Origin of the sequence: Ktedonobacter racemifer DSM 44963 (assembly GCF_000178855.1) — a bacterium.
In the GTDB taxonomy this organism is placed as follows: domain Bacteria; phylum Chloroflexota; class Ktedonobacteria; order Ktedonobacterales; family Ktedonobacteraceae; genus Ktedonobacter; species Ktedonobacter racemifer.
This window is the reverse complement of record NZ_ADVG01000005.1, coordinates 23,217-43,855: the sequence shown is the minus strand read 5'-3', so window position 1 is coordinate 43,855 and position 20,639 is coordinate 23,217. Positions and strand designations below refer to the sequence as shown.

The window sequence follows — 20,639 nt, the reverse complement described above, 5'->3', positions numbered from 1 at the left end:
TCTCGCTGGAGTTATTTATACCCCTGGGTCATCTGTGTTTGCGGCAAAATAGCGTTGTTGTGTTTTGAGTGGGAGGTTGCAGCCTGGCGCGCCCTGGGTGGTCATTGTTTCAACAAAGCCGCTCATCACGTTCTGTAAGCGCTTCTCAGCCTCTTGCTCCACAAGGCGTTCAAGCGTGAGGGCCTCTTCAAAGGCGGTTCTATCCATGTATTTGGAGATGGCCGCTAAAAGGTAGGATTCGAGGCGGCGTGCGCCGAGGATGTGGACTATATCATGGATACGTTCAGGGGGTACCGGGAGAAGGAAGTGAAGCAGTGCGGCGAGTACCGCACCAAACGGGTCATCCTCGAAATCTACGACGAGATGCAGCGGGCCATGGAGACAGACGTGGCGTATGAGACACGGCTGGTGCCGGGGCCGGCTGATCCGGAGGTGGCGCACGAGGGGAGATAGGTTTGATGCGTCGAGCCAGGCAGAAACTAGAGCGAAGGAGCAAACTATGAGCACACCCAGAGGGATGAAATGCGTACCACGGACAGTAGAAACGGGAGACAGGGTTCTCATCTACAGCGATCCCGCGCATATCATTTTGCAATTGCGCCATCAGGTGCCGACCGAGGAACAGATTCTGGAGCCATCTTTCAAGGTCGCTATCTCTCTAACACCTGCGGAGGCCATTGCCATTGCCAGCGATCTGCTGAATACGGCACTTCCGCAGTTAGCCGCGCTACGCGCCACAGCCGAAGCGGGAGAAGAGGCTGATATGGCGGAAGAACAGGCTGGTGGTTGATTGTCCGGTGGCGCGGCTGCTAAAGCGCTGAGAGCATCTGGTGCCGGGACCGGCTGATCCGGCGGTGGCGCATCCGGCGAAGTGAGCGCAATGCTTTGCGACGTTACCAGTTTTTGGATGAGCTTTAAGAATAGGATCGTAGTGCAGGAGAGCGCGCAATTGTTGTGGATTGCTGTGTAGTCTCTGTCATGAGCGCATCTTTGTGGGCGCTGAGCACTATGCGGGTCATTATTTCACGAAAGGCTGACATTTTTATGCCCTTATCACTTCAAGAGTATCACGAACGCTGGCAACAGGACCCTATGTGGTGGGAAGAGGTCGAAATCACAGATGGGGCGTGCATGTTTTTTGAGACTGGAGATACGCCGATGGCGGAGAGTTGGCATGCTCTTCCCGATTTCGGTCATGTCATCTGTTATTATCGTTATTTGCGAGCTCCCACAACATCTGATCTGTCGCCAGGGGACGCCACAGATCTCGCCGATCTTCTGCCCGGCCTGGCAGTGATACAGAGGATCCACGAACACTTTAGTCCACCTAAAATAACTGCTGATGAGTTTAATGCACGCTGGGATGCAACAGTTCAGGCTCTTGATACCCTGCTGGCAAAGTTTGTCGAGCAGGGCTATAAACCTGAGATGAGCACGCGCCTGCGTGGTATCGTCAATGATGCAGTGATCCCCTGGTGGCTCCACGAGATTTTCATCCTGCCAGGCGATCTGGATGCTGCGCTCTCGTTTGTGCACAATCCATTCATAGATTACGATGCGTATGAGAGCGAGGAGGAAGCCGAAGCAAACGCCCCGGCCTTCGATTGGAATAATCCCGCGCACCGCGCTGCTCTGGTGAAGCACCTTTGGGAGATCAGCCTTTAGACGTGTGTAGAGAGAGCATGAGATAAATGCTGATGATTCCTTGAGGCAATGCGTCGACAAAGACTAGTTGACTTTCAACACCACGTTGACGGCGCGCGGATTTATCTCATGGATGCAATCACTATCCCCATATGCGTCCATGTCCCCCAACGTCACACCCAAAAAAGGCCAAAAAGGCGTGTTGCCCAGGGAACTTGACGCATGAAAGGTTGATTGGCCCCTCCTGGGTGATGAATCGGCGCGCCGTCAACGTGGCGCCTCTGTTTGGCGGTACATCGTGAAACGGCGCCGTCAACGTGGTGCCTATGGAACGAGGGGCACCACCGCGCCCCCTTTGGGGGTTGCAAAAACGTGACGCATACCCGATTGGCTCCCAAAGCAGGGAAGCAAGAGCTGAATATGGTATACTTGCTCGTAACTGATCCATTACCATGCCTCACTCATGTCGCTCGCAAAGCGGGCAGTAGGATGCTTTGTGAAAATAAGAACGATAGTCTTTCTTACTCTGTTCACCTGCGGCTCTCTCGCGCTGCTGGTGGGCTCATGGTTGCAGGTTATTCCTTTCACACTGACGGAAGACCTCGGCTTTATTACTGGCGCTCTCTCAGTCTGGTTAACGGTAGTGGAAAATATCTGGAATTTCCCTATCGGGATTGCCAATGATATCTTTTTCTTCGTCCTCTTCTGGCAAGCTGGACTCTTTGCCGATATGGGCTTGCAGGTGCTCTACGTTCTGCTAGGCCTGCAAGGCTGGTATCTCTGGCTACACGGGGGCAAGAATAAGACCTCTTTGCGCGTTTCTAATATCTCCCCGCTCGAACTTCTGGTGCTTGTGCTCATCACGGGAATCGCTACCACCAGTCTGACCTTTTATCTGCAAACACTGCAGGATTCGGCCCCATTCTGGGATGCGCTGACGACTGTGCTCAGTCTTGTGGCACAATATATGTTAAACAAAAAATTTGTGGAGAATTGGTACGGCTGGATTCTAGCTGATCTCATCTATATCCCGCTTTATATCTACGAGCGACTCTATCTGACAGGCGTGGTCTACGTGACTTTTCTGGTCATGTGCCTTTTTGGGATACGCGCGTGGCTGCAATCAAGGAGAGCATACGCATGACTACTGGTCTTGTGCTTGGCCGCTTTATTCCACCACACCTCGGCCATCAATATCTGATCGATTTCGCGCAAAACTATGTCGATGACTTACTGCTAGTAGTGGGAACACGACCCACTGACGAGATCGACGGGGAACTGCGCGTGGCCTGGATCAAAGAAATGGCACCCTGGGCGCGTGTGATTCGCGTCAATGACGAGAATCCAGAGGAAACAGATCCACGGTACTGGCAGATCTGGGAACAGACACTGCGCGCGGCCCTCCCCTACATTCCTGACTTTATTTTCGCATCCGAAGACTATGGCTGGAAGTTAGCTGAACTCCTGGGTATGGAGTATATTCCAGTCAACCACCCACGCACACTTGTCCCTATCTCAGCAACGCGTCTCCGCTCCAATCCGCTGCAATACTGGCAATACATTCCGCCAGTTGTGCGCCCGCATTATGTCAAACGCGTCTGTATATACGGTCCCGAATCAACCGGCAAATCCACCCTGACCATCGACCTGGCACGCCATTTCCAGACGGTTTTCGTCGAGGAATACGCTCGCGGCCTGCTGGATTTCAAAAACGGCAGGTGTGACGACCTCGAAGACATCGCAAGAATCGCGCATGGGCACCGTGCTTCTACACAAGCACTGGCGCGACAGGCCAATCGCGTGCTCTTCTGTGATACAGATCTGCTCACGACAACTGTCTGGAGCAACGCGCTCTTTGGCACCTGCCCCTCCTGGCTCTACGAGGCCGCGGACGCCATGAGCTATGATCTCTACCTGGTCACAGATATTGATGTCCCCTGGGTAGACGACAACCAACGTTTTTTCTCCGACCAGAGGCAAGAGTTTCTCGATCGGTGTCTACAGGTACTGGAGCAGCGCAATCGCCCATATATCAGGATCAGCGGAAGCTGGGATGCACGGTTCGCGAAAGCTATTCGAGCTGTAGAAGGCCTCCTTCAGGCATAAGACCATGTAGGGGCCCCGACATAAAACCCCCTCTACATTCCGCTAAGGATACGCCGGTTGTTCCAGCTTACAAAAAACCTCTCCTGTGAGTGTCAGATACTCATCTCACCTCTCAGGAAATGATACTTTGATTATGATACGTTTTTTGATACTCTTCCAATCACGATGCTCCTGCTCGCGGAGGCGATGCGCTTCCCCACTAGAAAAGCTGAACAGTGCATGCCATTAAACGGTCGATTTTGAGAGGTAAGAAACGGCCGGACAGCCTGGCAGACCGTACTCAAACTACTTGACCGAGAAGGACAGATTGACCTTTCACTCGGTAGCCTGGATGGCACGCTCGTCCAAGCGCCGAACTTCAAGGAGTGTACCGGTTACTCTGGCAAACATCACCGGACTGGTACAAATGTCAGTGTACTAACCGAGAGGGATGGCTTGCCTTTGGCCACGCTGTCTGCCAAAGGCAACCGTAACGACATTACTTCAGCTGAGCGTACAGTAAATGTCGTTTGACACATAAATTCGCCAAAAGGGGGAGATATGCGTCAGAGGGAGAAAATAGCGAAGATATGCGTCAAGTCTGGGCTAAGACGGCTCTAGTGCAAGTCCACTCTTGGGGTTTACCATTCGCTTGCTTTGCGACATATCGGTGAAAGGTGATAGCGTCTCATCGAAACATGTATTTTCTCGCAAGAGGGAGTTCATGATGGAGAGATATCTCTGCTTTCTCTACCGGAAGTGATGCGCGTCGAACATATCCAGATCACTGGAGAGGGTCTGGCGATTGCAATCGATGCTTCAGGCTTCTTTCCCCATTTACTGCTGGATTGTCGCGGCAGCAATCAGATCAAGGATATCTTGTCGCGCAGCCGCCGGACTACGACGACAGTTCAGCCCGACGCGACCACCAGGTCTCGGCGGCGCTCATTGCGCTCTCCGCCTCCTCGACGCCGTCTCCTGCGAGTCCGGCGGTGGCAGCCCAGTGCAAGGGTACAAGGGCCAGAGCCCCGGGAAGCCAACGGTGCTCGTCGGGAGTCAGGGGTTCCGGAGCGGTGCGCTCATAGGCGTCGAGCAGTAGTCGCGGCTCGATCCATTCGCCGCTCTGTGCACCCGGGTTCAGGCTGGTGGCGATGCCGGGAAGGTCGCGCATCAGGCTCAGAGCGCCCGCGATGTCGTACAGCCGCTCCCTGACCCTCACAAAATCCAGGTCCAGGGTGACCCATGAGCCGTCTGACAGTTCGACCGCGTTGCCCAAGCGGTAGTCACCGTGAATCGGCGCGAATGGCAGTTCGACACCCTTCCGGAGCTTGGACAACTCGCCAGTCAGTTGGCGCATCCGACGCACGACCGGCTCGCTACGGGGTCCGAGCCGGCGGCGTGTGAAGCCGACCGAGTAACGCAGTTGGCCGAATGTCCTGTGGTCGTCGAGAGGTTCGGGCGGACTGGGCTCCCAGACTGCTTTGAGCGCCGCGTGAAGACGTCCGAGCTCCTCGAATAGGCGGACGTAGGAATCCTGGGTCGCCGGCGGCTGCACGTGATCGATGAACTCCTCAAGCTCAGCCCAACGATCAGCGGCCCTCACAAAGTCGGAGCCGAACATCCGAATCGGCCGAGCGACTCGGACTTGGGTGCGCTGGAGCCGCTCGCGCAGGCGTCGCAATCCAGCCACTCGGCCGCGCGTTACCCACGGCCTATGAACCCGGAGGACAACCGGCGGCTCAGCGTCTATTCGCACGTTGAGGTTGAACGAACCGCCAATGTCTGCCCACCCGGCCCCGCGCGCGACGCGGTCGATCAGGGCCGAGACGGCCGGATCATCTGGGCTGGCTCTAGGTCCGAACCAGCGCGGCAAGGGAGGGAGAGAGGTCGAAGCTTCGATTCCGGTCATGGCGATGGCCCACCTTCATTCATGTGTAAATATGATTACTAAATGGCGACAAAATTTGATAATTGTTTGACGTAATTTCGGTGTTGCTTTTTCCCTCCCTTAACGAGGGAAAGGGCTTTGTAAGCGGGTTCAAGAGCTTTCTCTTTGGGAAGGCTATCTGCGATAAGCATCATATACTTATCAAAAAACTACGCCATTCAGTAATCACATTTACAACCATTTCCGCATGGCGTGCTGGATACCTCTGCTGAGAGCATACCCAACTTTGGAATCAAAAACAAGGTAGTGACGCATTTTCTCGCCGCATTGACGTAATTCTCCACCAGATTGAGGCGTGAAACGTGGGTTCGTGAATGAAAATCCGAGCTAGCTGGGAGAAGAAAACTTTGGGCAGGTTTATGGGTCAAATTCCATTTCGGGCGAAGATATGCGTCAGAGAAAACCAGAACAACATTCTAACCAAGCTCAATTAACTGGCGAATTTATGGTCTTTCCGACAGTAAACAAGCTGCGCATCGGTATTAAGCGGAGGCTCGGTGAGCTCAACGCTGACAAGAGGTATGACAGCAGAGCATTCCGCCGCAACCTACTCAAGCATGGTACGACCAGCAACATTCCCGAAAGGCAACGCAAAAGTCACCGCAGACAGCACGGGCCGCATGCCCATATGGACAAAGATCAATTTAAATTCCGGACGTTTGTGGAGCGAGCTATTGCGTGGCTTAAGGGAAACTAAAAAAATAAATCACCCCAGAAACGCCCTTGCCAGAGATGATAGACTAGAAGCAAAAAAGCTCTGGAAGGATGGAAGATGGAACTGGCAGAGGAAGTGAAAGAGTTACTGATCAAGGCAGCAAAGGAATTAAAAGGCAGCGCTCGTCGTCTTTTTATGGCACGGACGGTACGAGCATTGGGAGAAGGAGGGCAACGTCGAGCCGAAGAGGAGTTGGGCTGGAATCGTGCAACGATCAGGAAAGGCGAGCATGAACTGAAAAGCGGACAGGTGTGTGTGGATGCCTTCCAGCTTCGAGGCAGAAAACGCAGCGAAGAGCATCTGCCGAACTTGCTGAAGGATATCACCGCCATTGTGGATGGGCAAAGCCAAGCCGATCCGCAGTTTCGTAGTACCCGGCTCTACACGCGTTTGACCGCCACAGAAGTCCGTCGCCAGTTGATCACAACGTTCCATTACACCGATGCTGAATTACCAACGGCAGTCACGATCACGACCAGGCTCAATGCGCTGGGATATTCCCTCAAAAAGGTGGCCAAGACGCAACCCCAAAAAAACTCCCGGAAACGGATGCCATCTTCGAGCATCTAAAGCAGGTCAATGCTCAGGCAGATGCGCAGGACTCGACCTTACGCCTTTCGATGGATGCCAAGGCAACGGTCAAAGTCGGTCCCTTTGCACGAGGAGGAAAGAGCCGTGTGCTGACCAAAGCGGCTGACCATGATTTTGAGGCAAAAGCCACGGTGACGCCGGTGGGCATTTTCCTGCCCGCTTCCGATGAGTTCTTTCTGTACGGGGTCGTCTCCAAAGTGACCAGCGACTGTCTGGTGGATCGCCTGGTGCAGTGGTGGGAGAGCGTGAAAGAGCGCTTTTCCCACATCAAGACACTTGTCATCAATGTGGATAATGGACCAGAGAATCACAGTCGTCGGACCCAGTTCATGCAGCGTTTGCTCGCATTTGTGCAGCAGTATCAGATCACCGTCCGTCTGGCATATTATCCACCCTATCATAGCAAATACAATCCGGTTGAGCGCTGTTGGGGCATTTTAGAACAGCACTGGAATGGGACCTTGCTCGATTCGGTGGATGCTGTCATCCAGTTTGCCAAAACGATGACATGGAAAGGGAACCATCCGATGGTTGATTTGGTGACGACCACGTATCAAACTGGTGTGAAGCTGACGAAGGAAGCCATGCAAGTGGTGGAAACCCACCTCCAGCGATGGCCTTCCCTGGAGAAATGGTTTGTGGATATCACCTATTCTCTGTCTGTTGGCAGGGATAATTAATTATTTGAGAGTCCCTAAAAGCTACCACCGGTTACGTTATCGGTATGAGCGGAAGAAATGTATGTTCCAGGCCATGGTGGATTTCGCCTGTCTGCTTATTTGCCTGCGACGGACGGAAGAGATATGAGCAGTTCTTGAGCGTGCTCCAGCAAGATTGGCAGCCGGAGTCTCTCCCGCATTATTTGAAGCGATTCGAGGCTGAACCAACCATAGGCCATGAGTTCGTGGTCCTCTAGGACTACGGGGCCACGTAATACACCGGTGAATGTGTTGAGTTCAAGCGTTCCACTTGGCCGCTCAATACGGGTTACCTTGAACGGTTTGACTTGCATGAGCACTGTACCAAGCTCTTCGTGAATCTCCCGCGCGACTGCCTCCTGAGCGGTCTCACCCGGCTCAAGATGACCACCAGGAAAACCCCACAAGCCGTAGGAACTCTGTTGTTTCTGCTGTACTAATAGTACTTTGTTGTTTTCTATAACTAACACATCCGCAACTGACTCTATCATGTTATTCCTCACTTGGTTTTATGAGAGTGTGTCGTAACGAAGAAAAGTGCCGAGAGAAAAAAGCAAAGGAGTCAGTCAAGCAAAGAGAAAGGATCAACTTCGATGACGAATCAGCGTGCTCGAAAGCCCTATCCTTCAGATGTGACCGACACCCAATGGGAGATCCTGGCCCCATTGATCCCAGAGCCAGGAGCCTGCTTTGTGATAGGATTTTACAGGCATCCTAGTCCTACCTCAACCTGAACATCGAATCGCTGATCCGGTCGCTCTTGTTTCTCCAGCAGGGCTTGGAGTTCTTCGAGCAGGGCGTGTTCCTGGGGGCGGTCTTTCACACAGGACAGGGCTGCGGCTAAGGTATGATATGCTACCTCAAACGAGCCCTGATCCGCTGCCTGACGGCTGATGCTCAGCAAGGCTTCATACCATGCTTCTGATGGGGGAACGGATGATGGCATACGCTTTTTCTTCCTTGACTCCTGTGAAAGTGGCGTTCCCGCAGTTCTGCACCGTTTTCGTTTCAGGTCCTGCCAGATTGCCTTCTCAAGTATACCCGATACACAAGAGATTCGTCGATCTTGCAAGAGGGCAAGAGACACGCGGCAAAGATGTCCCCATATCTTCTCGCAGGGTTTGAAAAGAGTGGAGGTGGGACTCAAACCCATACGGACTCAAGCCCGGCGAATGGGAAGCTACCTGAGAAAAAGTGCTTCAACGCTCGAACGGTCCTGTCCCTGCAATCACGACTGTTAGACATGATCCTAGTGCCACAAAATGAAGGTTTTTTGCTACTCAGCCCTTTCCCTCATAACGGAAAAAAGAAGGACCTCTTTTCCACTTCCTCTTGCCGTGAATTTACCAACGTCGTGTGCTGAAATCCGCTTCCAGAGCCGTATTCCCAAACTCGAACCTGTGGATTCCAATCCTTCGCATCAAAATTCCACCCTTGAGTGCAAAAAACGTCAGCCCTTAAGTGAATTTACCAGCGGGACCTAGCTCTCTGAGAGAGGCACGGACGCGGAAACAGCAGCACCTCTCTGACCCTTGGTTTGCCCTGCACGGAGACGGTGTTGAACGAGAGGGGCTGATGGTGGTAAGCCCTTTCCCTTGTACATGATCTTGCTCAAGACCGAGACGACCCCATTGTGTGTACGAAGAGGAAAATGAAGGGGGGAAGCTTGCATTTGGATACCCCCTTTACGTCAAGAAGAGGAATCACATGGCAGCTACACGCTCACCTGATTTCGCGCATCTGCATGTCCATACCGAGTATTCCCTGCTCGATGGTTTTAGCCGTATCAAGACGCTGGTGAAGCAGACCAAAGAGTTGGGCATGAAGCACCTGGCGATCACCGATCATGGTGCGATGTATGGCGCTCTGAAGTTCTACAAGGCGTGCAAGGCTAATGATATCCGTCCTGAATCTAACGGACCAAATTCAGTGCTTTGGTCGTTCACTCTTTGGGAGAGAGTGGGTGTCAGGGAAACAGGCGAGAATCGATAGTTGCGCTTGTTTTTTCTTGAAAAGAATGTCAGCAATAAGAAAAATAACTAGACGTTCCGAAAAACGTAGTACTATCTCGAAAAGGAGAGGACGAAACCTATGAGCGCAGACAATCAGCAACCTGGTGGTATTCGCGCAAAACGCATCCAGGCAGATAATATCGTTTCTGGCATACAGATCCAAGGTGGTGATGCTCAATCTGCTTCCTCGCTTGTTCAACTCGCTCAAGCCATCCAACGCGGCGAAATCACCGCTGACGACATTACCACTCGTAACCTTGTCAGCGGCCTCCAATATATCGCTGATCCCGCTCATGCTACCACTGAAGACGTGCGTTGTGAACTGGCATCTCTACGTCAGCAGGTAGAGACAGCCATTGCAGCACAGGAGATTCCAGACGAAGACGAGGCAAAGGCCGCCACTGAAGACCTGACAGTTGCAGAAAAAGAACTGGGGAAGTCACAACCCAATGGAGAGAAAGTACTCAAACGGCTTAAAAACGTCAATGAGATTTTAACTCAAAGCGCTCAAGCAGCTGAACAAGCTGGGAAGATTGGTGCCCTGGTGATCAAACTTGCTCCCATTGCAGCCACTGTTTGGCAAGTCACACGGGGATTACTTGGAATATGAGTCAATATGATTCTCCTCCCTCTGGCTCTCCTTTAGCGGATGTGCTAGCCGACCTCCTCAAGCAACTCCAGGATCAGCACATTACACCGGGAGGTCCTATCAATGTAGAAGAACTCAAGGCAACCAACGTAGTGAGTGGCCTCCAGATCATCCTCTCCCAGCAAGGGCAAGTTCCCTCATCGCCCTCATCCTCCACTTCCCTGCTGTGGACTATCACTTCGCGCCGCAACCCTTATTTCGTCGGTCGTGAAGACCTGCTCACCACTCTTGCCAACATTTTCCGAACAAGCAAAGGAGCTTTCACTTCGCTCGCACTCAGTGGCTTGGGCGGCATCGGCAAAACACAAATAGCTCTCGAATACGCCTTCCGTTTTGTCGCCGACTATAAATATGTTTTCTGGGCCCGAGCTGCCGCCAGTGAGAGCATGATCGCCGACTATGTGACCTTCGCTACGTTGCTCTCGCTGCCTGAAAAAGATGAGCAAGACCAACTCAAAATCGTTGAAGCCGTGAAGCAATGGTTGATCACCCACGATAGATGGCTTCTTATCCTAGACAACGCTGATGATTTGGTGATGGTACGTAGCTTTCTTCCCACAAGTCCCACAGGTCACATCCTTCTTACTACTCGTGCCGAAGTCACAGCCCCTTTGGCTCAACGAATTGAGATCAACACCTTATCCATTGACACTGCGGCTCTTTTCCTTTTACAACGAGCTAGTATCCTTGATATTGGGCAACCTCTCAATCAGGCATCGCCTGCAGATCAAGCACTGGCGCGCCGCCTCAGCACGGAACTAGGGGGCCTCGCTCTCGCTCTCGATCAGGCTGGGGCCTACATTTTGGAAGAGGGAATTTCTCTCTCTGGGTATCTCCAGAAATATGAAGCGTCCCGAGCCCAATTACTCGACTATCGTGGAGGCGACCTTGTCGAGGATCACCCAGATTCAGTCACGAAAACGATGTTGCTGTTATTTCAACTTTTGCAACAACGCCACCCAATCGCCGCTGATCTCTTATGTCTCTGCACCTTCCTAGCCGCTGATGCTATTCCCGAAGAACTCTTTACCCAAGGCACTGCCAAGCTAGAGGGCTCCCTCTCAATTCTGAGTAGCAATCCTCAACAATTGAACACAACACTCAAAGCCTTACGTGCCTACTCTCTTGTACGCCGCAACCTCAGTAACCAGACCATTTCGATACACCGATTGGTTCAAACCGTATTGCAGGACTCGCTGGAGGAAACAGCACGGCGTACCTGGGCCGAGCGAGTAATGATGGCAGTCAATGCGACCTTTCCCCACGTGGAGCATGGAACCTGGGCGCAGTGTGAACGGTTGCTTCCACAAGCACTGGCAGGAGCACAAAGGATTGAGCAGTACCAGATGATCAGCGAGGCAGCAGGACGGTTGCTCTTTGAGATAGCTTCCTATCTCAAGGATCGTGCGCGGTATCGTGAGGCGGAACCGCTTTATCAGCGAGCCTTGCAGATCCGGGAGCAGCAGGTGGGTCCCGACCATCCCGATGTGGCCCAATCACTCAACAATCTGGCGAACCTCTACTCCGATCAAGGCAAGTATGCCGAGGCGGAACCGCTTCATCAGCGAGCCTTGCAGATCCGAGAGCAGCAGGTGGGTCCCGACCATCCCGATGTGGCCCAATCACTCAACAATCTGGCGCTCCTCTACTCTGAGCAGGGCAAGTATGCCGAGGCGGAGCCGCTTCATCAGCGAGCCTTGCAGATCCAGGAGCAGCAGGTGGGTCCCAAGCATCCCGAAACGGCTGAAACCATGCACAATCTTGCACGATTTCGGGAAATGCAAGGCAACAGCGAGGAGGCCAGACTCTGGTATGCACGAGCGCTGTCCATTCGTGAACAGGTGCTAGGAGCGCATCATTCCAAAACGACGGAGACACGCAAGCGCCTCATTGCCCTGCTTCTTACCATTGAGCAGCATGATGAAGCAGCCAGGCTTGAGGCTGTTCAGTCTGAGCAGGGAGCTAGTGAGGTAGGCGAGAAAACGCATACCGAGGAGTAGCATAAACAGATGCAAAGCTGTTTATTTCCTATTTTTCCTATGCGGGAGTAGTAAATAAGCTGAAATCCGCAACGATTTTGAGGGTCTTGGTCACTTTCGGTGGATCGATTATCGTAGAGTTATGAACGTATAGCAAGAGATCGCTCCAGAAGCCAAGAAAGCCTTTCACTCCCACCTGTTGGTGAGCTTAAACGCCGAAAGTGACCAAGACCCTCGATTGTCAAATCACACATGCTGAGAAAGAACGTCCCTGAACAAACGATCATTGAACTCTATGCTGAAGCTAGAGTCCGTGAGGAACGGGAAGAGAGTACTTCTGAGGAGTAAAATGCCTTCCTCTCTTTAATTTTTTTGGCTCCCTTGAGTTGTAATTTGAGCAATTGACAACAAAACTGTTAAAGACATACAATTTTATGAAAGGTACTAGTGGCGCAACAAATCGGAGAAGTAATGGACTGATTTAATATATCTCGCTAGGTCTGAATATGTTACCGGAGCGGGTAACACGTTCAGACCTAGCGAGAAGCTCAAGAGACATATATTGGGGAGCGATTATTAAGGAAAAGGTTCTCGCTCCGTAAATTGCTGGATATGATGGAAAGGGTATCTACTATGAACTTGTCTGCACCTGATTTTGATAGCCTCAAACGAGAGAATGATCAAGGTCAAGTTTACTGGTCAGCAAGAGAATTGTCAGAGCAACTTGGCTACCGAACGAACTGGCGTGGTTTTGAACAAGTCATAAAAAAAGCCATGGCAGCCTGCGCTACTGATAACATTCCTATCATCGAAAACTTCTTTGAAGCAAAAATTACCATTAGGCAAGGTCGCGCTACTCGAGAAATCTCAGATTATTTCCTTAGCAAGCGTGCGTGTCGATATATTGCGATGCAAGGAAACTCGCACATACCTGAAATAGCTGCGGCTCTTTCCTACTTCAACTATGCTATTGAATCCCATGAAATCCACGAGCTCCGCCACCAGACAGAACAGCGGATTTTCTTACGCGAAAAAGTGGCAGAAGAAAACGTCCATTTATCGCAGACCGCTATGCAGTCAGGGGTAAAAGGTGAGAATATGGGACTCTTCATGGATGCCGGTTATAACGGGTTATGTGGAATAAGAATTGAATTTTGTGCATGAGAAATTGCCTTGTAAATTAGTTCTGGCACAATCTTGGTGAATGATGAGCTTATCTACTAAAAATCATTTTCTCTTTGAGCATAAACAGGCCACTGAACATGAGTGGGCACCTCCTCATTAATGACTTTGCGCTTTGGGGAGTTCAAGTTGGCTAAGAATGCCCCGAATCCTTGCAAACTTTTGCGGAGGAGGATGCGCTTGAAATGATCGTCGTGATTGTAGCAGAAATAGAGATAGCAAGAGGAAGCAGAGCATGCAAAATAAGGCTGATGTGAACAATGCAGAAGTGCTAGAGACAGAGCGCTTATTGCTGAAGAGACCAAGCCGCGAAGAGGATGCAGGCTTGAGTGGGCTGTGGCGCGACGCCGAGGTGCGGCGGTATTTAGGTGGCGTTGTGGGTGAGGAGGTAATTGAGAAGAAACTGGCTTGGCAACAGACGCATTGGCAGCAGGCAGGCTTTGGACGGTGGACCGTCTATGAGAAGGCAAGCGGACAGATTGCAGGTCTCTGCGGACTGCATTACTCGCAAAAAGGCATTGAACTCTCCTATGATTTCTATCCCATCTTCTGGAGACGTGGTATCGCGATGGAGGCGGCGCGTGCCTGCCTGGAAGATGGCTTTAGCAGACTTAATATAGAGAGTGTGTTGATCATAACGCAAGAGGCGAATATCGCATCATGTCGCCTGGCCGAGAAGTTGGGTATGCATAAGATAGAACGGCTGTGGGAGTTTGAGTCTTGGCAGAGCGTGTATGAGATGACTCGTGAAGCATTCATGGCACCTGAGGAACAGTAGAACGAAAATGGGTTCTGACTTCTAGCAGGCTATTGAAGACCTTATTACCAAAAGTGATACCGCTGGCGAACCTCGGAGAGAACGATGAGGCAGCCAGGGAACAAGCTCTGGATGAAAAGCCTCGGATTGGCAAACACTCATGCATTTGGCAGATGCCTGGCAAAAGAAGTGATTGCGAGCAGATTCTTCATGAGATCGAGGGGCAAGAAGCCTTCAACACGATTGAGATCCAGGTGTGCGCTTTTCCATACCGCTCTGATGCTGTCGAAAAGGGTTCGCCAGTGGTATCAAAAGTGAGCCAGATCCCTTGGCAAGACCTGTTTTCGAATCAGTGGTGTCGGAGATTGAAGAAAAGCAAGGCATTTGATATGCGACAATGACGCCAAGATATACGGCAGAAACTGTCGGTAGTTGGATGAGGAAGATAGTAAATAAGCTGAAATCCACAACGATTTTAAGGTGAACCTGGGAGAATCAGCGCGAATTGTAGGAATTCGCCAGGTAGCATCAGGAGAAACCGCTTCTCATCTGAGGTACGAGCAGAAAATTCTGTAAATAGGGCCTTTTCTCCTGGCTCAACAAATAGCCTGTCGGTATCATTTTGACGATAGGATACCGACAGGCCTAATGGACAGTAAAACTGACTATCTCAAGTTGCGAGCACGCGAGCGGATTCACCAAACCAGCGGGAGACCCCAGAATTTCAAAATTTACACGCTGCTCAAAGTGCTTTACAAATGCTGCCCGACCGAGGACAGAACCTCTCCACTACTTCTGTACAGCGTCTCCCCCAACCAATGGGTTATCAGCGAAGGGAGCGTAAGAAAGAAAGGGAACGTATGCAAATGTGGAATTCGCTCTTTGGCGATGTTCATCTGTATGAGTCAATTGGACAAACACAGAGCGATCAGGGCGTCACGATCACTGTGACGAAGGTCTATGCCGATCAAGGGCGTACGGTCATTGCCTATGACATCGCTTCGGCGCAGGCAAACAGAAGTTTTCTTCTAGGTTCGTATGATGTAAAAAGCCCGACAGCACAGAAGCAGGAGGTGCTCACTGCTACACACTGTGATGCTCCACAGAATGGCGTTGCCCACTGTTATATGTTGCAACCAGCTTTTCTGGTTCCGGCGGGGGCAACAACTCTTGCTCTTACCCTGGATGTACACCAGCTAGTGGAGACTGGCAAAGCGAACACCGCCCTGGCAGGTCATTGGCATTTTTCATTTACTGTACCGTTTCATCATGAAAACAGGCGTGATATTCCTGATCCGATTCATGGGGAGAGCTTGTAAATTTTATCCCTTTTCTAAACACTGGCTTTCTGCTAAACAAAATATGCTCAGGAGATGGGTATATTTTGTTTAGCAAGGTGTTCGTGCTCGTTAGCAAATTCTAAACCAGCTACAGCTCCTGGCTGCTTGGAAACGTTAGCGAAAGGGCAGATTCTCGATTATCAAAAACATCAGATAGTAATTCGTTGGGAAAATTTAACCCCACACCTATGATACTTTCCTATATTTGGCCTGTGCTCCCAGTTGTTCCCATCATTGTGAATGTCTTGCTATTTTCGGATAAGTCCCAAAATAAGTTAGAAGAAAGAAAACGTAGACAAGCCAAGTATAAACACGGATTAAAAAGGTTCGTCATCAAAATAAGGAAAATGTTCCTCAAATCCAGGTATATTGCGTGGATAGACTTCATCGAACCGTCGGTGTGGCTTAGACGCGAATTGATGAAGAAAGGCTATTTGTTCCTCTTGGGGGAGATGAAAATATGTTTCTAACGCTTTCATCACGCGAGGAATAGTAGAATATGTGGTTTCAAATGTACCATCAACATATTCTCGAATAGGGGATTGTATAAAGATAAGATAATCAATGGGATCTGAACCGGACAGCGTTCCAAAGATAAAGTACATTTGTACACGAAGCCAGTGAAGCGGCAGGAGTGAGATAGTCTCAAGTGCTTCTTGAGCGCCCAATTTCCCTAGGGCAAAAGCTAATGAGCTTGCCCCGTTTTCGTAGAGTCTCTAGAGGTTTGAGGTGAGGAGAGTGAAAAATGTTTTGACGCAACGTGACGTTAACGTTTTTATTATAGTATAAAAATTGTACTACGTCAAACGTTACGTTATGTTTTTTAATTCCCCGTCCGCTCATAATTCAGTGGACTTACGTATCCGAGTGTAGAATGCCGACGAACACGATTATAATAGACTTCCATGTAGGTAAAGAGTGCTAATCGCGCTTCATCATGTGATGAATAAATGCGTTCCCCTACACATTCATCTTTTAAGGTTCCAAAGAAACTCTCCATCGCGGCATTGTCCCAACAATTTCCTTTACGTGACATACTTGACTGTATTCCAGCTTGTTCTAAACACGCCTGATACGCTCTTGAAGTGTACTGACTTCCTCTATCACTGTGATGCAGCAACCCCGCTTTAGGGCGACGGCGGGCAAGGGCAAGGTTAGCGTGCCTGTTCTATTAATCTCTCATCGCAATTGCTCGACATCGACCATCCCACAACCATTCGTGAATACAGATCTAAAATGACCGCGAGATAGAGCCATCCTTGTCGAGTTGGGATATACGTGATATCCGTCACCCATTTTTTGTTTGGCGCTTCAGCACGAAATTCCCGATTTAAAAGGTTGGGAGCGACTGGATGAGCCATATCTCTTTTTGTGGTCACTACTCGACGCCGTTTACGTCTGGCAGAAAGGTTCTTCTGCCGCATGAGCCTGGCGATCCGTTTGCGTGAGCAGGTGATCCCTTCGTCACGCAGCTCTCTCAAAATGCGTGGGCTTCCATATCGTCCTTGATGAGTTACAAACACCTGCCGTATCTTCTGCGTTAAATGAGCATCTTCTCGTTCGCGCAGGCAGGCTGAACGTTTGCGCCAGGCATACAAGCCGCTTTCCGAGATTCCGAGCACATCGCACATGATAACAATGGAGAATTCATGCTTGTGCTGTTCAATAAATTGATGTTTCATTTGGATTCCCGTGAGAAGATGCTCACTGCTTTTTTTAGTATGTCACGCTCCTGCTGGAGTCTTTCGACTTCGCGTTTCAAGCGACGATTTTCTTCCTCAAGCGTGGTTTGATGCCCTTTGCCTGGAAATGCTTCTTTCCCATGTTCTGCTAATTCCTTGCGCCACCCATGAATCGCGCTGTCGGAGATACCCAGCTCGCGCGCTATTTGTGCAATCGGCTTGCCTGATGTTTGCGCCAGCCGCACGGCTTCCTCTTTGAATTCTTTTGTGTAGACCTTTTGGCTCTTTCCCATTGATAAGCCCCTTTCTGATCTGCTTCGAGTATATCTCAGCTTTAGGGACTCTTTCAAATCGGGGCAATCTCATAACCTATCGATAAGACGATCATAATCTATAATCCAAGAATCGTAATCTTCAAATGAATTTGCAGGTTTTCCAAAATACATATTTGGGTTCGTTTCAAAAGCCCAACATTGCCGAATCGCTTCACAGAGTGGAGAAATAGCAAGTGGATTTCCCCACTCACCAAGGACTAAAGCAATCTGACATCGAAGGACCATATACCAGTTGGAATCATAAAAGGAATCATGATCGAAAGCACGAGGATTGAGGAGGTCTTCGAGAAGCATTTGTTGTAGGAGAGGACAAACAGCAGACTCTCTAAGAAGGCCCAAAGAGAGTGTGCTGACCCAACGTTCAGTCCGTTTGGGTGAATGAATGAAAGGGAACAAAAGTGCGGAAGCTTCTGGGTAAGCCAAGAAGCCGAGCGCTAAGAGTGCGAAGAGTTTATCATCTTGAGCCAATTCGTCGGGATCAGTTTCATCTGTTTGTTGTAGCACACGGGCAAAAACGTCCAATGTCCATCCTCCCCAACGCTGTAAAAAATTATTGACAACAGCTTCTACATCATCGGCGGGTTGGAAAATAAGTTGGGCTGCATCTAAAAGTGCTTCAGGCCTATCTGTTTGAGCCATGAAAGGATTACCTTTCTGCTAAAGAATACGTCATATAAAATGCCTATTTACAGAATTTTCTGCTCGTACCTCAGATGAGAAGCGGTTTCTCCTGATGCTACCTGGCGAATTCCTACAATTCGCGCTGATTCTCCCAGGTTCACCTTAAAATCGTTGCGGATTTCAGCTTATTTACTAGAAGAGTAGACGATTGCCATGGGGATGAAAAAATTTAAAGAGCGAAAGCCGACAATAGACGCTCGAAAAGCGTCGACCAAGGGCGCGGGGGAAGTACAGGCAAATCATACTGTTGAGCTTCTTTAGTGAGCCATTGTCCATACAACCATTTGGTTCGTGCCTCTGTTCGTAATTCTGCCTCAGATTGGTTTTGTGTACCCCGTTGTCGTTCTATGATATTGGCAAAAATACGTTCTTCTTCCGGTTCTACGAGAAACACTGCCCGTACTCGCCCTGTTGTTCGGTGACGTTGAAATGATGGTTGAGCAAACAAGGAAGGGAGAATGCCATCTCCTTCAATCACCGTGGGAGCAGCAGTATCAACGTGATTGTTTACGACGATTTCAAGAGAGGGCACCATGCTTTCGCCCATGGTAATTAAACCTTTGCAAAGATGTTCTGGAGCCGATTGCCAGACAGTAGGATCATTAAAGAAGTTCAGTGCTTCGATGTGATGCTCCGGCAAAAGAGAAGCGAGACCCCATTGCAAAGCTAAACGAAAATCATCCAGCTGGAGCCAGGAAATGCCAAGATGACGTCCTATTTGTTCTGCAACCGTTGTTTTGCCTACTCCTGATGATCCGCCTAAGAGTAAAACCGTCCAATCTGTTTGAACCATCTTTCTGTCCTCATCATCTCGCTTCAATTTAGCATAATACATTTCGTTGAAACAAAGTCTGGGCAATACATGTTCTTGCTGCAAGTATATCCCAACTGATACGCACCTACTCCAACAAATGGAGCTTGCCAGCTTTGAGCCTGACGAGACCAACTCTCTTGGTTCCAGTGCCTCTGGTCTGGGAACGATAGCGAACCATCTCCCGAGGTTGAACCGCCTCGGGAGGTGGGGGGACGACCCAACAGGGATCGATCCAGGGAACCTCGATGTGATGGCGAGTCGAGGGACGAATCAGACCCAGATCGCGGCCAAAGCGCACCGCATGCTCTAGGGGAGTCAGTCTACGCGAGAGCCAGCCAGGAGTCAGGCGGATCAGCAGATCGAGGGAAACCTCAAAGACCTCCACGCCTGCTTGTCCAGCAATTTCCACCTGTAAGGCATGATAGACCTGAGCCAGGATGAGGCAGCACCACAGTTGCACCTGCACCACCGCCCGCTTCGCGCTCCACAGGTGGTGCAGATTGAGATGATCTTTAATCGCCCGGAAGGCCAATTCAATATCCCATCTGCGCACATATAAGTTCACCACGTCCGAAAGCTTCAACACATGTGGATCAAGCACATTGGTCAGGTAGCGATAATGCCGCCCGTGAAGCCAGAATTGGACCAAGCGCACGGGATCACGGGCCTGGTTGGAGGAAGAGGTTCCCAAGTAGACGATCGCATCGAGCACCCCATCGGCTTGATAACACACGTGAGACACCTGATAGCTCACCTGATGGGCGTACCGACTGATCCACCAGATTCCTCGGGCAGAAAGCTGGTCGAAGAAAGCGAAGCTGAGATAGCCGCGATCAAAGAGTAGCAATGTGCCTGCTTGCACGCGTTCCACCAGGGTCAGAACATGTGTCTTGCAGTGATCGCGAGCGTTCGACCAGTAATCCACGCGCACCCATTGTTGCAGACGCACATCAAACAAGGCACTGATCTGGCCTGCCAGCAGGCGTGTATCCCCTCCGCCAGAGCACGTAACCAAGGCAAAAAGCGCGATATCTGATCCAAGGTGCTGGCATCTGCGGCGTAGACCGCTGCGGCCCAGGGAGCGAGACGACGATCTTCCCAAGGAGCCAGACGCCTCCGCAGCCAGGCGCTCACGTGTTCAAAGAGCCAGTACAGCGGTATTGCTGCCCGCTCAATGCGGTTGTAAATGGCTTGATCACTCACTTTCACCGGGGCAAAGCCGCCGAAATGTTCACCGACAATGAGCCACCACACCTCCAATTGCGCGTTCCAGCCGCGTAAAAAGCAGATCATAATCGCCAAACATAAGTGGCTCCAACTGACCGTGGCAGGCCGGCCCGCACGCTTTTTGGCTGGACGGCATAGGTCTTGACAACTTTGCTCAAAAACCAGGAGGAGTTGCTTCTCATTGGGCTTGGGCCACACCGGTTCTTGTGGGGGTACGCTCTCATTGGTCATGGGGAGGCTTCCTTTCTTCACGTTTTTACCTGGAAGAAAGTATCCTCTTCTTTTTCTGCTTTCACAACC

General features: G+C 50.7%; 18 protein-coding genes and 3 pseudogenes. 12 read left to right on the top strand and 9 right to left on the bottom strand.

The features are described 5' to 3' along the window. Nucleotides 1–15: 15 nt before the first annotated feature. Nucleotides 16–207, bottom strand: coding sequence for a hypothetical protein (locus KRAC_RS54175; protein ID WP_040448455.1), 192 nt, complete (start codon nucleotides 205–207; stop codon nucleotides 16–18). 66 nt (nucleotides 208–273) lie between these two features. Between KRAC_RS54175 and KRAC_RS54170 the strand changes: the two genes are divergently transcribed. The 5 genes from KRAC_RS54170 (at nucleotide 274) to KRAC_RS54150 (ending at nucleotide 3,750) form a co-directional block, all read left to right on the top strand. After that, a complete protein-coding gene (locus KRAC_RS54170; protein WP_040448454.1) occupies nucleotides 274–453 on the top strand; it encodes a hypothetical protein in 180 nt (59 codons plus the stop codon). Nucleotides 454–499: 46 nt separating this feature from the next. Further along, entirely contained in the window at nucleotides 500–790 is a 291-nt protein-coding gene (locus KRAC_RS54165; protein WP_007921731.1) for a hypothetical protein, read from the top strand. Between the two features lie 254 nt (nucleotides 791–1,044). Beyond that, nucleotides 1,045–1,665, top strand: a complete 621-nt coding sequence (locus KRAC_RS54160) for a hypothetical protein (protein WP_007921724.1) — start codon at nucleotides 1,045–1,047, stop codon at nucleotides 1,663–1,665. Nucleotides 1,666–2,140: 475 nt separating this feature from the next. Then, nucleotides 2,141–2,788, top strand: coding sequence for a nicotinamide riboside transporter PnuC (pnuC, locus tag KRAC_RS54155; protein WP_007921723.1), 648 nt, complete (start codon nucleotides 2,141–2,143; stop codon nucleotides 2,786–2,788). After that, nucleotides 2,785–3,750, top strand: coding sequence for an AAA family ATPase (locus tag KRAC_RS54150; protein WP_007921722.1), 966 nt, complete (start codon nucleotides 2,785–2,787; stop codon nucleotides 3,748–3,750). The genes pnuC and KRAC_RS54150 overlap by 4 nt, the downstream gene beginning before the upstream one ends. Nucleotides 3,751–4,627: 877 nt before the next feature. Here KRAC_RS54150 and KRAC_RS54145 read toward each other — a convergent pair. Further along, a complete protein-coding gene (locus tag KRAC_RS54145; protein ID WP_007921721.1) occupies nucleotides 4,628–5,638 on the bottom strand; it encodes a phosphotransferase enzyme family protein in 1,011 nt (336 codons plus the stop codon). 811 nt (nucleotides 5,639–6,449) lie between these two features. Here KRAC_RS54145 and KRAC_RS80535 point away from each other — a divergent pair. Further along, nucleotides 6,450–7,663, top strand: a pseudogene (locus KRAC_RS80535) (ISAzo13 family transposase). Nucleotides 7,664–7,758: 95 nt separating this feature from the next. Here the strand turns inward: KRAC_RS80535 and KRAC_RS64435 are convergent. Then, the gene (locus tag KRAC_RS64435) at nucleotides 7,759–8,172 is read right to left on the bottom strand and encodes an NUDIX hydrolase (protein ID WP_007921718.1); all 414 of its coding nucleotides are present in this window, start codon (nucleotides 8,170–8,172) and stop codon (nucleotides 7,759–7,761) included. 212 nt (nucleotides 8,173–8,384) lie between these two features. Further along, nucleotides 8,385–8,627, bottom strand: coding sequence for a hypothetical protein (locus KRAC_RS54120; RefSeq protein WP_007921716.1), 243 nt, complete (start codon nucleotides 8,625–8,627; stop codon nucleotides 8,385–8,387). Nucleotides 8,628–9,388: 761 nt separating this feature from the next. On the opposite strand from KRAC_RS54120, the pseudogene KRAC_RS54115 reads away from it, so the two are divergent. The 6 genes and pseudogenes from KRAC_RS54115 to KRAC_RS54085 all read left to right on the top strand — a co-directional run. After that, nucleotides 9,389–9,589: pseudogene (locus KRAC_RS54115) on the top strand (PHP domain-containing protein); the annotation flags it as partial. A gap of 183 nt (nucleotides 9,590–9,772) precedes the next feature. After that, entirely contained in the window at nucleotides 9,773–10,303 is a 531-nt protein-coding gene (locus KRAC_RS54110; protein ID WP_007921712.1) for a hypothetical protein, read from the top strand. Beyond that, nucleotides 10,300–12,342, top strand: coding sequence for an FxSxx-COOH system tetratricopeptide repeat protein (gene fxsT / locus KRAC_RS54105; RefSeq protein WP_007921710.1), 2,043 nt, complete (start codon nucleotides 10,300–10,302; stop codon nucleotides 12,340–12,342). Before KRAC_RS54110 ends, fxsT begins: the two co-directional genes overlap by 4 nt. A 612-nt stretch (nucleotides 12,343–12,954) precedes the next feature. After that, complete coding sequence (locus KRAC_RS54100; RefSeq protein WP_007921707.1) at nucleotides 12,955–13,485, top strand: hypothetical protein; 531 nt, start codon at nucleotides 12,955–12,957, stop codon at nucleotides 13,483–13,485. A 253-nt stretch (nucleotides 13,486–13,738) separates the two neighbouring features. Then, a complete protein-coding gene (locus KRAC_RS54095; protein WP_007921705.1) occupies nucleotides 13,739–14,281 on the top strand; it encodes a GNAT family N-acetyltransferase in 543 nt (180 codons plus the stop codon). Nucleotides 14,282–15,120: 839 nt separating this feature from the next. After that, nucleotides 15,121–15,579 (top strand): DUF4179 domain-containing protein, encoded by a 459-nt coding sequence (locus tag KRAC_RS54085; protein ID WP_040448450.1) that lies wholly within the window; start codon nucleotides 15,121–15,123, stop codon nucleotides 15,577–15,579. Between the two features lie 844 nt (nucleotides 15,580–16,423). On the opposite strand, the pseudogene KRAC_RS80530 reads toward KRAC_RS54085, so the two are convergent. The 5 genes and pseudogenes from KRAC_RS80530 to KRAC_RS73215 form a co-directional block, all read right to left on the bottom strand. Further along, nucleotides 16,424–17,575, bottom strand: a pseudogene (locus KRAC_RS80530) (IS3 family transposase). Between the two features lie 69 nt (nucleotides 17,576–17,644). Continuing rightward, a complete protein-coding gene (locus KRAC_RS54065) occupies nucleotides 17,645–18,256 on the bottom strand; it encodes a hypothetical protein (RefSeq protein WP_007921688.1) in 612 nt (203 codons plus the stop codon). Nucleotides 18,257–18,467: 211 nt separating this feature from the next. Then, entirely contained in the window at nucleotides 18,468–19,091 is a 624-nt protein-coding gene (locus KRAC_RS54060; protein ID WP_007921687.1) for a hypothetical protein, read from the bottom strand. Between the two features lie 106 nt (nucleotides 19,092–19,197). Further along, complete coding sequence (locus tag KRAC_RS54055) at nucleotides 19,198–20,061, bottom strand: IS4 family transposase (RefSeq protein WP_157508232.1); 864 nt, start codon at nucleotides 20,059–20,061, stop codon at nucleotides 19,198–19,200. Next, nucleotides 19,989–20,570, bottom strand: a complete 582-nt coding sequence (locus KRAC_RS73215) for a hypothetical protein (RefSeq protein ID WP_040448446.1) — start codon at nucleotides 20,568–20,570, stop codon at nucleotides 19,989–19,991. The genes KRAC_RS54055 and KRAC_RS73215 overlap by 73 nt, the downstream gene beginning before the upstream one ends. Nucleotides 20,571–20,639 lie beyond the last annotated feature (69 nt).